Source organism: Nitrosomonas sp. JL21, assembly GCF_009833095.1.
Classification (GTDB): Bacteria; Pseudomonadota; Gammaproteobacteria; order Burkholderiales; family Nitrosomonadaceae; genus Nitrosomonas.
Genome location: NZ_QRCB01000039.1, coordinates 18,007 through 32,213 on the forward strand (window position 1 = coordinate 18,007; position 14,207 = coordinate 32,213).

The 14,207-nt window shown below is 52.3% G+C and carries 5 protein-coding genes and 1 pseudogene; all 6 read left to right on the plus strand.

The features are described from left to right. The first annotated feature begins 27 nt into the window (after positions 1-27). Positions 28-4,023, plus strand: coding sequence for a phosphoribosylformylglycinamidine synthase (gene purL / locus ABF87_RS11590; protein ID WP_160829283.1), 3,996 nt, complete (start codon positions 28-30; stop codon positions 4,021-4,023). Positions 4,024-4,058: 35 nt separating this feature from the next. Beyond that, positions 4,059-5,288 carry a ChaN family lipoprotein gene (locus tag ABF87_RS11595; RefSeq protein ID WP_160829284.1) on the plus strand — a complete coding sequence of 410 codons (1,230 nt, stop codon included), beginning with the start codon at positions 4,059-4,061 and terminating at the stop codon, positions 5,286-5,288. A gap of 17 nt (positions 5,289-5,305) precedes the next feature. Continuing rightward, positions 5,306-7,348, plus strand: a complete 2,043-nt coding sequence (locus tag ABF87_RS11600) for a M1 family aminopeptidase (protein WP_240143654.1) — start codon at positions 5,306-5,308, stop codon at positions 7,346-7,348. Between the two features lie 535 nt (positions 7,349-7,883). Further along, the gene (gene smbP / locus ABF87_RS11610) at positions 7,884-8,213 is read left to right on the plus strand and encodes a small metal-binding protein SmbP (protein ID WP_160829286.1); all 330 of its coding nucleotides are present in this window, start codon (positions 7,884-7,886) and stop codon (positions 8,211-8,213) included. A gap of 495 nt (positions 8,214-8,708) precedes the next feature. Further along, positions 8,709-9,706, plus strand: a pseudogene (locus ABF87_RS11615) (DDE-type integrase/transposase/recombinase). Between the two features lie 717 nt (positions 9,707-10,423). Continuing rightward, on the plus strand, positions 10,424-14,188 hold the full coding sequence (locus ABF87_RS11625) for an ATP-binding protein (RefSeq protein ID WP_160829288.1): 3,765 nt from the start codon (positions 10,424-10,426) through the stop codon (positions 14,186-14,188). Positions 14,189-14,207: the final 19 nt, after the last annotated feature.

Genomic DNA, 14,207 nt, shown 5'->3' on the forward strand with positions numbered 1-14,207 from the left:
CTTTAAATTTTCCCTTTATTTTCTTCCATGCTTCAATTTTGTGGTGGACGCGCGCTTTCTCCGTTTCGTCTGGAAAAATTATTCAAAGAAATTAATCACCTGAATTTACCCGTCAGCCGCATTGCCGCCGAGTATTGGCATTTTTGCGCGGTGACGCGGACTTTGCATCAGGCCGAGTTGGATATCCTGCGGCAAATACTGAGCGAGACGCCGACCCAGCAGAATTCGCAGCAATCTGGCACATTCTTTCTGGTGCTGCCCCGTCCCGGCACGATTTCGCCGTGGTCGACCAAGGCAACGGATATTGCCCATCACTGCGGTCTGAGCGCCGTTGAACGCATCGAGCGCGGCATAGGATATTTCATCGAATGTGAAGCGCCGCTGTCGGTCGAGGATACAGCACGGCTTACGCCATTTCTGCACGATCGTATGACTGAAGCCGTGTTTGCGTCATTCGAGGATGCCGCGCAGTTATTCCGGCATTATGAACCGAAACCGCTGCAGACCATCGACCTACAGCAGAGCGTCGCTGCGCTGCAGCAGGCAAATCAGCGCATGGGGCTGGCTCTGTCGGCCGATGAGATCGACTATCTGGCCGATTATTTTTTGCGCATAGCGCGTAATCCCACCGATGTTGAGCTGATGATGTTCGCGCAGGCTAACTCCGAGCATTGCCGCCATAAAATTTTCAATGCCGATTGGATCGTGGATGGCAAGCCGCAGCAGAAATCGCTGTTTTCGATGATACGGAACACTCATCAGGCGCATCCACAGGGTACGCTGGTGGCGTATGCGGATAATGCCAGCGTGATCGAGGGCGCCGATATCGATCGGTTCTATCCCGGCGATCAACACCGCTATGGCTATACTTTGGAAAAGACGCATGTGCTGATGAAGGTTGAAACGCATAATCATCCTACCGCCATTTCGCCATTTCCCGGCGCAGCAACCGGCGTAGGTGGCGAAATTCGCGACGAAGGCGCAACTGGACGAGGTGCCAGACCCAAAGCCGGTTTATGTGGTTTTTCGGTCTCCAATCTGGGGATTCCCGGCTTCGTTCAACCGTGGGAATACCAGCACACTGGCGGCGCTGATGATCCACCGAGCTACGGCAAGCCCGGTCGCATCGCCTCGGCATTGCAGATCATGCTCGAAGGGCCGATTGGTGGAGCGGCGTTCAATAACGAATTTGGCCGCCCGAATCTGGCCGGGTATTTCCGCACCTTCGAAGAACGCGTCAGCGGTGAAATGCGCGGTTATCACAAACCGATCATGGTCGCGGGCGGTATCGGCCAGATTGCCGATGCGCAGGTGCATAAGCAAAAATTCCCCGCGGGTGCTCTGCTGATCCAACTCGGCGGGCCGGGCATGCTGATCGGGCTCGGCGGCGGTGCGGCATCGAGCATGGATACCGGTACCAATACCGAGGCGCTGGATTTCGATTCGGTGCAGCGCGGCAATCCGGAAATGCAGCGGCGCGCGCAGGAAGTGATCGACCGGTGCTGGCAATTGCAACGCGCGGGCGGGGAAAATCCGATTCTGTTCATCCATGATGTCGGCGCCGGCGGGTTGTCGAATGCCTTTCCTGAGCTGGTGCACGATTCCGGCAGAGGCGGGCGCTTCGATCTGCGTTTGATCCCTTCCGAGGAAACCAGCATGTCGCCGTTGCAGATCTGGTGCAATGAAGCGCAGGAGCGCTATGTGCTCGCCATCAAGCCGGAGTCGTTGCCGCTGTTTCAACGCATTTGCGAACGCGAGCGTTGCCCGTTCGCGGTGGTCGGCGAAGCCACTCCCGATGAACAACTGGTAGTGGCGGATCGGCAGTCCGTCGCGCCACCGGTCGACATGCCATTGCCGGTCTTGCTCGGCAAACCGCCGAAGATGACGCGCGATGTGACGCATATTCAGCGCCCCTTATTGTCGCTCGATTGGTCGGATGTGGCGCTGACCGAGGCGGTTTACCGGGTGTTGCGGTTACCCGCGGTGGCCGACAAAACTTTTTTGATCACGATCGGCGATCGCAGTGTCGGCGGATTGTCGGCACGCGACCAAATGGTTGGCCCGTGGCAAGTGCCGGTCGCCGACGTGGCCGTGACCAGCATGGGGTATCACACTTATCTAGGGGAAGCCTTCGCGATGGGCGAGCGAGCGCCGCTGGCGTTGATCGATGCGAAGGCAGCGGCGCGCATGGCGGTCGGCGAAGCCTTGACTAATATCGCTGCGGCGCCGATCGATCGGATCGAGGCGGTCAAACTGTCGGCAAACTGGATGGCTGCAGCAGGGCATCCGGGAGAGGATGCCGATTTATATGACGCGGTGCATACCGTTGGCATGGAATTATGCCCGCAACTTGGCATCAGCATTCCGGTCGGCAAGGATTCGATGTCGATGAAAACCGCCTGGACGGAATCCGGACAGCCCAAAGAAGTGACTGCGCCACTGTCGCTGATCATTTCGGCGTTTGCCACCGTCACCGATGTGCGTCATACCTTGACGCCGCAGTTGCGTACGGACTTCGGCGACACCGAATTGATTCTGATCGATCTGGGGCAGGGGCGAAATCGCTTGGGTGGATCTGCATTGGCGCAAGTGTACAAGCAAGTGGGCGACGTCGCGCCTAACATCGATGGTGAATCAGGCGCACGGAAACTCAAGGCCCTGTTTGAAGCGATCCAGCAGCTCAACCGCGAAAACCTACTGCTGGCTTATCATGACCGTTCGGACGGCGGAGTGTTCGTGACTCTGTGCGAAATGGCATTTGCAGCGCATGCCGGTATCACGGTCAACCTGGATCAATTATGTTTCGATGCGCAAGGCAGTGATATCGACGGTTCGGAATTGCGGCCTGAGCAATTGAGCGGGCGCTTTATGGAGCGCTTGCTGGCGGTACTGTTCAATGAAGAACTGGGTGCGGTGATACAAATCCGCACCGAGCATCGCTCAGCCGTGATGGGCATGTTGGCACAAGCGGAATTGCGCGATCACAGCTTTATCATCGGTCAGCCGAATAGCATCGATGAGATCCGTCTATTGCGCAACAACAAGCCGGTTTTGGCAGAAAAAAGGGTGGATTTGCAGCGTGCCTGGTCAGAAACCAGTTTTCGACTGCAGGCATTGCGCGACAATCCCGATTGCGCCCGGCAGGAATTCGAGCGCATTCTCGATACCGCCGATCCCGGCCTGCAGGTCGCGTTGAGCTATGATGCAAACGACGACATCGCTGCGCCCTATATTCGAACCGGCGTGCGTCCTCGCCTGGCGGTGCTGCGCGAACAGGGCGTGAACGGCCATGTCGAAATGGCGGCGGCTTTCGATCGGGCTGGGTTTACCGCAATGGACGTGCATATGAGCGACCTGATGGCCGGGCGTGTGTCGCTGGCAGACTTCAACGGATTCGTCGCGTGCGGCGGATTTTCGTATGGCGACGTGCTTGGCGCCGGCGAAGGCTGGGCCAAATCGATTTTGTTCAATCCACGCGCGCGGGATGAGTTCGAGGCGTTTTTCCAGCGCCCCGATACGTTCGCACTGGGGGTATGCAATGGTTGCCAGATGATGAGCAATCTGCAGGACATCATTCCCGGCGCGCAGCACTGGCCCCGGTTCAGGCGCAACCTATCGGAACAATTCGAGGCGCGTTTTGTCATGGTGGAAATCCAGCAGAGCCCATCGGTGCTGTTTGAAGGCATGGCCGGCAGCCGGATGCCGATCACCGTGGCCCACGGTGAGGGCAGGGTTGAATTTTCCGCGGGTTCGCCTGACAATGCAGCCGGCTTGGTGACTGTTCGTTATATCGATCATGCCGGTCAACCCACCGATAAATATCCGTACAACCCGAACGGCTCAGTGCTGGGAATCACCGGATTGACCACGCCGGATGGGCGTTTCAATGTGCTGATGCCGCATCCGGAACGCGTCTTCAGAATGACGCAGCATTCCTGGTATCCTTTGAAATCAAGAGCCGATACCCGCGAAGATGGCCCATGGATGCGATTGTTCAGGAATGCGCGGCAGTGGGTGGGGTAATGCGATCATCATTCGATTTTGAGAGACTGATTAACATGAGAAATTTTAGTGTACACCGGCATCATGTCGCCGCAAGCGCTTTCGTGCTGATTGCCAGCATGGGTTGGAGCAACGCATGGGCCAGCATCATACCGGCCAAAAAGCCAGCACCCAAGCAATGCGTTGCGCTGGGAAGCTGGGTCATTCCGGGCGCCGGCGAAACGACGCAACGCGACGTCATCGCGCGCGCAGCCAAGGCATCGATAGTGCTGTTGGGGGAAACGCACGTCAATGCGGATCATCATCGCTGGCAATTGCAGACGCTGGCGGCGCTGCATGCGCTGCGCCCGAATATGGTGATCGGCTTTGAAATGTTTCCGCGCCGCGTGCAGCCGGCACTGGACAAATGGGTGGCAGGCGAGTTGACCGAAAAGGAATTTCTTCGCGCCGCGGAATGGGATCATGTCTGGAATACCGACGCTAATTTGTATTTGCCGCTTTTTCATTTTGCGCGCATGAACCGTATCCCGATGCGGGCGTTGAATATCGAGACCAGCCTGCGCCGGCAGGTCGCCGAAAAAGGCTTTTATAGCATTCCGGTCGAAGAACGCGAGGGACTGACGTATCCGGCAGAGCCAAGCCAGGCTTATGTCGATTATTTATTTCCGATCTATAAGCAGCATGACCGGAAACACAAGAGCGACGGTGAAGTCGCGTCCGACGATCCTGATTTCAGGCGTTTCATCGGCGGGCAGCAATTGTGGGATCGCGCCATGGCGCAGATTCTGCGGCAGGCGGTGGCTGACGCCAATGGCCCGGACAAGCCACTCGTGGTCGGCGTCATGGGCACCGGTCATGTACTGCATGGTTTCGGCGTAGCGCACCAGTTGCAGGATCTTGGCATCAAGAATGTTGCAGCGCTCTTGCCTTGGGACAACGATAAATCCTGCAAGAATCTGGTCAAGGGCGTGGCCGATGCGGTGTTCGGCGTATTGCCGCATGTGTCGCAGTCGAGTCGGCCACAGTTTCAGCGACTGGGCATACGTTATGAAATGGGCCGAGGCGGTGCGGTGGTGCTGCAGGTCGAAAAGAACAGCATTGCCGATGAGGCCAAATTGATGGATTCGGACGTGATTATCGAAATGGCCGGGGTGCCGGTCAAGATCACCGACGATGTGATCGCCATCGTCAGACGCCAGGCGCCCGGCACCTGGCTGCCGATCAAGATTCTTCGCGATAACACGGAAATGCTCGTAATCGCGAAGTTTCCTGCCCATCCGTCATGATTTTTCGGAATCGATCCATGATGTTCATGTTTATACGAGCGTGCCTGCTTCTTGCGTTGATCGGCTTCATGGCTACGCCGGTCTACTCGAGACCGGTGGCGGTGAAGTTCAATGATATCGACTATGACATGGCGGTGAAAATTGATCCCATCAACCGCACGATTGAAGGAAAAAGCACGATTACCGTCAAACAACCGCGCGAGTTGCAACTAATGCTCGGCGCGGCATTTGAAGTGACCGAGGCGGTGTTCAATGATGGGCCGCTCGGAAGCGGCCGAACGGATCCTCATCAGCCGCATGTCTGGAACATGGCATCGCCGTTCAGACAGCAGATTCAATTCGTGATCCATTGGCGCGGGCCGTTGCTGCCGCTCGATACCGCACTCGACCATCAGCAAACGCTCGGCCGGCCGGTTGCGGTGACCGGCGAGGCGGGCACTTTCCTGCCGGATGGGGCGAATTGGTATCCGCGCGTGCTGGGTCAACTGGTGCGCTATAAAATCAGCATCGAATTGCCTGCTGGTCACAAGGGCTTGGCAGCGGGTCGGTTGATTGAAGAAACCGAATCCGAACAGCACTATCGCGCCTCCTTTGAATTTCCGCATCCGGCGGAAGGCATCGATGTGATGGCGGGGCCGTATGTCATCGAATCAACGACGCATCAAGGCCGCAACAACTCGCCGATACGATTGCGCACCTATTTCCACCCGGAGATTAGTAACTTATCCGGTACTTATCTGGATTCGGTCAAGCGCTATCTGGACATGTACGAGTCCTTGATCGGCGCTTATCCTTATACGGAATTCAGCGTGGTCTCAAGCCCGACACCGACGGGATTCGGGATGCCGACGATGACCTATCTCGGTATCGATGTGCTGAAACTGCCGTTCATACCCGCAACCTCGCTCGGTCATGAAGTGTTGCATAATTGGTGGGGAAATGGCGTGTATGCGGATTATCGCAGCGGCAATTGGTCGGAAGGATTGACGACCTTCATGGCCGATTATGCGTACAAAGAAGCGGAAAGCTCCGAAGCTGCGCGCGACATGCGAGTCGGTTGGTTGCGTGATTTTGCCGCATTGCAACCGGGCCAGGATGCCCCCTTGACTGCTTTTACGTCACGCACCCACAGCGCCTCTAAAATTGTCGGTTATAACAAAGCGGCGATGCTCTTTTTCATGCTGCGCGACCAATTAGGTGAAGCCGTTTTTCAGCGGGCATTGGCGGGGTTATGGAATACCCGGCGCTTCAAGGTCACCTCATGGCAAGATGTGCAAAAATTGTTCGAGATGATTTCAGGGCAAAATCTGCAGCCGTTCTTCACGCAATGGCTCGAGCGCGCCGGCGCACCGGCCATTGCGATCAACGCAGCGAAGCGTGACGCGGCAGGCTCAGGACATCAACTGACGCTCACCTTGGCACAATCCGCGCCAGCCTATCAGTTGCGTGTTCCAATCGCGATTCAGAGCCAGGACAAAACCGAGACCCATTGGTTGGATTTGAGTCGTGAACAGCAGACGTTCACGTTGGCATTGGCAGAAAAACCGCTGGCGGTATCGATCGATCCGGATGCGCGCGTGTTTCGTCAATTGCTCCGGAATGAAGCGCCGCCGATCCTGCGTGAAGCGATGGTCAATCCGGCGACGGAAACGATGATTCTGACGGAAAACGCCGAGGTGCGGAAAATTGCTGCGGTGCTGGCGGAAAAATTGCAGCAGCGTGCGCCCACCTTGAGTGACAGCGGCGATCAACTATCCGCGTCGCCCACCTTGATCATCGGTCTTCAATCTGATGTTGACGCTTGGCTCAGCACCAGAAAACTACCACCCCGGCCTGAGCAGGTTGGCATCACGGGCACTGCTCAGGTCTGGACTCAGGGACGCGACGAAGGTGCATCACTGGCCGTGATTTCGGCGAAGGATGTTGCGTCGCTCGAGGCGTTGATTCGCCCGTTGCCGCATTATGGCCGGCAAAGTTATATTGCCTTTGAGGGGCGACAAGCCATTCTGAAGGGAGTCCTGCCGCTGAACGCACAATGGATCAAGGTCGATGATCATTGAATTTTTCCATCGTTGATCGCAATTTTATAGCCCACCCATCTTCATTCCGGTGACAACTAACCCCGGTATGGAGTATTTATTCAATGCGGCGAAAATAATTATTATTTGACAAGCTCAGGAAACCTATAGGGGAAGTGCTGAACGATCTGGTGAATCAGAATATTCCGATTCCCAAAAGGCTGGTAGCAGAATTTTCAATATTTCTCTTGCACATTCACCCGAGTCAGTTTTATACCTATCAAGCGCGATAGGGATCCCTAATGACAAACAAGATAAAGCTGACATTAACTAAATGGACCAAGGATTGAGATTTCTTGATACTGCTATCAATGAAGCTACTAAGGGTGAGGTTGGAGCAGCTACTGAAGCAGCAAGAAAAGCCTTAAAGCATTTCAAACAAGCCAAATAAACCGCATTACTAGCTTTGTTTGCTACCGTACAGATGAGCTTCAACTCAACATATATCATGTGGAATGAGTGATGAGAAACAATTATCTTCATCACTTACTTTAAGTTAACCATGGAGATAATTGATATGAAACAAATTTCTATCTTAGTATTACTGATTTCCACATTCTTTTCATTCAATGTTCTAGCCGGAAGCGGACATTTGGATGAAGCAATAAAACATACTGATGCAGCAGCTTCGGCATCGGATGCAAAAGGGGTCGTTCAGCACGCCACAGAAGCGAAAGCACACGCGCAATCTGCAAAAGATGACAAACAGCATAAAGTTGACGCTAAGCATGTAGATGAAGGCATTAGCTCTTTAGATAAGGCTGTGAAAGAAGGTAATGACGGAAAAACTGAGGCCGCTCAGAAAGCTGCGAAAGAAGCATCAGAGCACTTCAAAGCTGCAAAATAGCAAGATATAACTTGATATAGTTTTGCATTTAAAACAGGGAATTGATCCCTGTTTTTTTTGTACTTCTATATCGGATGGTGTAAGTTTTTAGGTTCTGTCGCTGGAGGTTTTTGCTGGAGGAGCTTTAACTACGACAAAACGAAAATAGATCCCGGCAATTATTAGGCAAAGTGGAAGTTATTGAGATTTATTTTAGTGGGAAATGGTAGCGGTGCCACGGCAAACTCAGCGTGTTCGCGGCACATTAAAGTAACCTGCATTTGGTGTGTTTGAGCGAGATGGCAGGGGTATCTAAATGTGCCAGATTTAAACGATTGGCTCTACAAGCGGTGATATTAGGGATATGTCAACTTCTCCCAAAACGCCGCACGCATTTTTTAATGTAGTTAAGATTTATTAGATTGATTTGAGTGTATCCCGCGTCAGTTGGACAAAATGATGTGATTGCCTAAGAGAGTGTTTTGGCTCATCGTAACTCTAAAAAAGGAACGATGAATGACAGAGAAAAGTCAGCAAAACCGCAGTGTCGAGAAGACCGTACGCGATATACGCCGAGCAACGCGGCGCCAATACCCAGCAGAGGAAAAGATTCGGATCGTGCTGGAAGGTCTTCGAGGTGAAGACAGTATTGCAGAGCTATGCCGCCGGGAAGGCATCAATACCAATATCTATTACCGCTGGTCGAAGGAATTTTTGGAAGCTGGCAAGAAGCACTTGGCCGGGGATACTGCTCGCGAAGCGACGTCCGATGAACTGTCGCCCGAGGGCCGTAACGTACATTGATGAACAATCCAGCTTTGTATCGGAATCATCAGTTTATTGGCTACTAAAGGCCCATGATCTGATTACCAGTCCTGCCTATATTCTCATGCAGGCAAGAGACAAGTTTCAGCATCCCACAACACGAGTCAATGAAATGTGGCAGACCGATTTTACCTATTTCAAAATTACCGGCTGGGGATGGTACTACTTATCGACCGTGTTGGATGATTTCTCACGATTTATCATCGCCTGGTGGCTTTGTACTACATGATGTAGCAGATATGCTGGATGATGCATTACGTTTTACTGGACTCGATCAGGTCAAGATCAAACACAAGCCGCGATTACTGAGTGACAATGGCCCAAGTTATATCTCAAGCGAGTTAGCTCATTATCTTGAAAGTCAGAATATGACCCACACACGCGGCAAACCTTATCATCCTCAGACTCAAGGCAAGATCGAGCGCTGGCATCGTTCACTAAAAAACCAGATCCTGCTGGAAAATTATTACTTTCCTGGTGAATTGGAAGAACGTATTCGATAGTTTGTCGGTTACTACAACCATGAGCGATATCATGAATCACTCAACAATCTAGTACCCGCTGATGTCTTCTATGGTCGGAGCCAATCTATTTTGGATGAAAGAGAAAAAATAAAACGGCGAACCTTAGCTTTGCGACGCCAGATGTTTTATGCTAACAAATCAGTTAACCCAACCCACATGAGCTAAACCATCTCTTAATTTAACCGCTCATTAGTCCAATTTGCTTTGACGACGTACAGTACAAGCTCTTCCCCAAAAATAATATTGCTATGCCGTGGATAAAAAAATGACCTCCATTTTGCGGTTATGAGAAGGAGTAAATAAAATGCATTCAGGTGCTTGAATATACTCAGTTAATGCTCGCAATATCTCTTTCGTCCAACGAACTGAATCGGTTGCGCCATCATAGATCAAGCCGATCAGTTTATTGAGATGAGTAAGTTCGTCTTCAGAAATTTCCATTTGTTGATTATATATCAATGAAATAGGAAATTAGGAAATGGCGATTTGCTCTACATCGATATGCTATTTCAAGCATTTAAAATTTTTCTTTCAATTTCAAGACTTGGCTGAGCTCATTACTGATGTCATGTATCTGCAGTTTTTTTACTTCATGTCAGCCTGTGCACAGAAAACCCTTTTGTTTTGCAACTGCGATCCCATGATATGATAAGTTGAACGATACGCTGGATCTCATATTCCGTAAGAGATTCCGAGAAGCGACTGCGCCTTCATGCAGGATCGAAATCAGGCTCAACAGGTTTATTGTGTCACGTCAATTGCGTTTTTAAGCCGATTTCGCCTTATCCGCCTGCCGCTCGTTTTTTTCGGAGCTTTCCCAAAATACAGCGTTCCCACTGAATCGCCAGCCTGTTCAGTCGTCAAGGCTGCAAGGAGGAACTGATGAAATTTACTTCGCTCACACAGCGCTTTGCCGTTTGGTTCACATTGGTTTCACTGCTGCCTATCGTGATGATAGGCAACACGCTGTTGCATTCATTTGAGAAGGAAATCAAGAAATCCGCCATTCGCAATGTGTCTGCCATTGCCGATAAGAAAGTCGAGCAGATTGACAGTTATCTAAAAGAACGTCTACTGGACGCCAGTTTATTGCGCGATGCCAGCACGACGCACGAGGCGATGGTCAACATTACTCGGGTTTTTGAAGAAAAAGGTGTCGATTCCGATGAGTATCGCCAATTGGATGCCGCTTACCGCGAGAATTACTGGCGTTTTGTGAATGAAGCGAAATATTACGATTTATTCCTGATTTCGCCGCGCGGAGATATCGTCTATTCGCAAGCGCATGAATCTGACTTTGCAACCAATTTATTCACCGGACCCTACAGCAATACCGGTTTAGGTGAAGTTGCGCGTCATGCTTTGAGCACCCGCGAAGGGACGATATCTGATTTTGAGCGTTACGAACCTTCAAAGGGCGCCATTGCCGCATTTGTTGCAACCCCGATCGTCATCAATGGAGACCTCAAGGGTGTGTTGGCACTGCAGATCTTCAGCCAACGCGTATTCACCGTGATTGCTAATAATGTCGGGTTGACCGATAGCGGTGAGACAGTCGTGGCGCGAGTTGAAGATGATCGTACTGCGTTGGTGATGGCGCCGCTGAAGTTCGATTCCGACGCTGCGCTGGAGCGAAGAATACCATTGAACCAGCCGCCTCAGTCGGACGCCATCAAGAGCGCGCTGAACGGTGAGTCGGGCGGGGGATTGACGATGGATTACCGCGGCAAGGAGGTGGTCGCGGCATGGCGCTATTTGCCGCGCATGAAGTGGGGCATCATCGTGCACATTGATGTCGATGAAGCCTTTGCTTCTGTGTATGAAGTGCATTTCGTTGGGCTTGTAAGCTTGATCGTCACATTGGTGATTGCGGTGATCGGCGCGATATTGTTTAACCAGCGCGTTGTGAAACCGTTGAAGCAATTGAATCAAACTGCCCTAAAAATCGCTTCATTAGGTAATTGTGATCTGAGTCAGCGCGTTGCCGTTGCTGGTTGGGATGAAATGAAACAGCTCGCCCAGACTTTTAACAATATGGTGGAACAACTGGACGCCAGCAACCTAAAAAGGGACGAAGCTGAACAGAATTTGTTGCAGCTCAATCAGGAACTGGAACATCGGGTAGCGACTCGAACTGCCGACTTGCAGCGCGTCAATAGCGCGCTCGCCATCAAAGAAGAAGAAACCCGCTCGGTGGTTGAACATATGGTCGATTGTGTAGTGACGACCGATGAAATCGGAATCATTCTATCGGTCAATCCCGTCATGGAAAAATTGTTCGGTTATGATCACGATGAGATGATCGGCCAGAACATTGCCATCATCGTGCCCGAGCCGGATCGCAGCAAGCATATCGGCTACATGGAGAATTATTGCCGCACCGGGCATGGTCAGGAATATGTCGGCCGACCCTATTTGTCGGGCTCGCATGGCATCGGCCTGGGACGCGAAGTGAAAGGTGTGCACAAAAATGGCGAACGAATCGAGCTATATCTGGCGGTGAGCGAATATTTTGTCGGTGGAAAACGACATTTCACCGGTGTTCTGCGTGATATTCGTGAACATGTGCGCATGATGAACGATCTGAAGCAAGCCCGAATCGACGCCGAGCAGGCGAGCAGAGCCAAATCGTCTTTTCTGGCGGCCATGAGCCATGAAATCCGCACACCGATGAACGGCGTGATCGGCATGATCGATGTGCTGCGGCAGACCAGTCTGAGCGGCTATCAAATGGAAATGGCCAATCTGATCCGTGATTCGGCGTACGCGCTGCTGGCCATTATTGAAGACATTCTTGATTTTTCCAAAATTGAAGCCGGCAAGCTGGAGATCGAAAAGATTCCGATGCGCCTGGTCAGCGTCGTTGAAAATGCGTGCGGCATGCTGGCGCACCTGGCGCTCAGCAAAAAAGTCGAGCTCACCTTGTTCATCGATCCAGCCATTCCTGACAATGTATTGGGCGATCCGCTGCGCTTGCGCCAAGTACTGGTCAATATCGTCAACAATGCCATCAAATTTTCCAGCAACAAACCGGACAAGCCCGGAAAAGTGTCGGTACGGGTATTATTGGCGGAAACACATCCGGATGAAGTCGTGATCAGCTTTCAGGTGACCGACAATGGCATCGGCATGAATAAGGAAACGCAGGAAAAGCTCTTCAAATCGTTTTCGCAGGGGGATCCTTCCACTACGCGGCGTTTTGGCGGTACCGGCCTTGGATTGGCGATTTCCCATCATCTGGCCGAGCTCATGGATGCAGAGATCGCGGTGCAGAGTGAGCCCCAGCAAAGATCTACGTTCATGATCCAGATGCCTTTCAAACCATTGCCGCCGTCTTCGGTGGTCGATCATATAATCGAAGATCTCAGCGGCTTGAACTGCATTATCCTGGTTAATTCCGATGGCTTGAGCTGCGATTTGGCGGTTTATCTCAAAAGCGCCGGTGCGACCGTGGAAGTGACCGCAAATCTGGATTCTCTGCGCGAGCTCATTCCGACGCTGGTTCCCGGCTTGTGGCTGGTTGTCATTGATGCCGGCCAGGACGGACCATCGATCGATGAATTGCGTAAAATCTTTGCGATTCGTTCTCATGTATTGACAGGATCCCTGCAGGCACCGCTGCAATCCGATATCGAACCGCACTTTGTCATTATCAAGCGCGGACGCCGACGGAAAGCGCGCATCGAAGGCATCGACATCGTGACGCTGGATGGTGATGTCATGTACCGCCAATCGTTACTGCGGGCCATGGCGATCGCTGCGGGCAGGGTCGATGCCAGCGATGAGAAAGCATTGCCGGTGGCAACCAACAAATCCGAACCCGTGGCGATTTCCCGCGACGATGCGATACGCCAGGGCAAGCTGATCTTGATCGCCGAAGATAACGAAATCAATCAGAAAGTCATCAAGCAGCAAATGAATTTATTGGGATATGCGGCGGATATCGCCAATGACGGCAGCGAGGCGCTGAAACGCATGCAGAATGGTGAATACGGACTGCTGCTGACTGATTTGCACATGCCGGAAATGGATGGTTTTGAATTGACCAAGAATATTCGCACAAGAGAAGTCGGTCAGAAGCATATACCCATCATTGCGTTGACTGCGAATGCGCTGAAAGGCGAAAAGGAACATTGCTTGAGTGTCGGAATGGACGATTATCTGAGCAAACCGGCTCAGCTTGAAGATTTACGTTTGGTATTGGAGAAATATTTAGCCGTCCCCAAACCGGCTGCCGAAACTGTGTCAACTGCGCCAGCGCCAGCCTCAGTCCCGACCCCAGCTCCAGCCGAACACGAAGAACCGGCAGTATTACCGGTCAACATTCATGTGCTGGAAGAACTGGTCGGCGATGATCCAGCCACAATCGAGGACATGTTGCAGGACTACCAGGTCAGTGTGGCAAAAGCGGCTGCGGAGCTCAGACAGGCTTACCAATCAGGATACTATCCAACGGTAGGATCGATTGCGCACAAGCTCAAATCGTCGTCGCGCTCGGTCGGTGCGCTCGCGCTGGGCGACGTGTGCGCTGATCTGGAGCAGACCGGGAAAAATAACGATGTGCAGGCATTGGCGGTGTTATTGCCGCGCTTCGAGGTGGAACTTGCCAAGGTTGAAACTTATCTGGTTGCCCGTAAGGCTAAATAGTGAGTCATCATGTTGCGCC

What these genes read in the sequence shown, in the direction of transcription:
- ABF87_RS11595 (WP_160829284.1), top strand. Translation starts at nt 4,059, where the DNA reads ATGAGAAATTTTAGTGTACACCGGCATCATGTCGCCGCAAGCGCTTTC.
- purL (WP_160829283.1), top strand. Translation starts at nt 28, where the DNA reads ATGCTTCAATTTTGTGGTGGACGCGCGCTTTCTCCGTTTCGTCTGGAA.
- ABF87_RS11625 (WP_160829288.1), top strand. Translation starts at nt 10,424, where the DNA reads ATGAAATTTACTTCGCTCACACAGCGCTTTGCCGTTTGGTTCACATTG.
- smbP (WP_160829286.1), top strand. Translation starts at nt 7,884, where the DNA reads ATGAAACAAATTTCTATCTTAGTATTACTGATTTCCACATTCTTTTCA.
- ABF87_RS11600 (WP_240143654.1), top strand. Translation starts at nt 5,306, where the DNA reads ATGATGTTCATGTTTATACGAGCGTGCCTGCTTCTTGCGTTGATCGGC.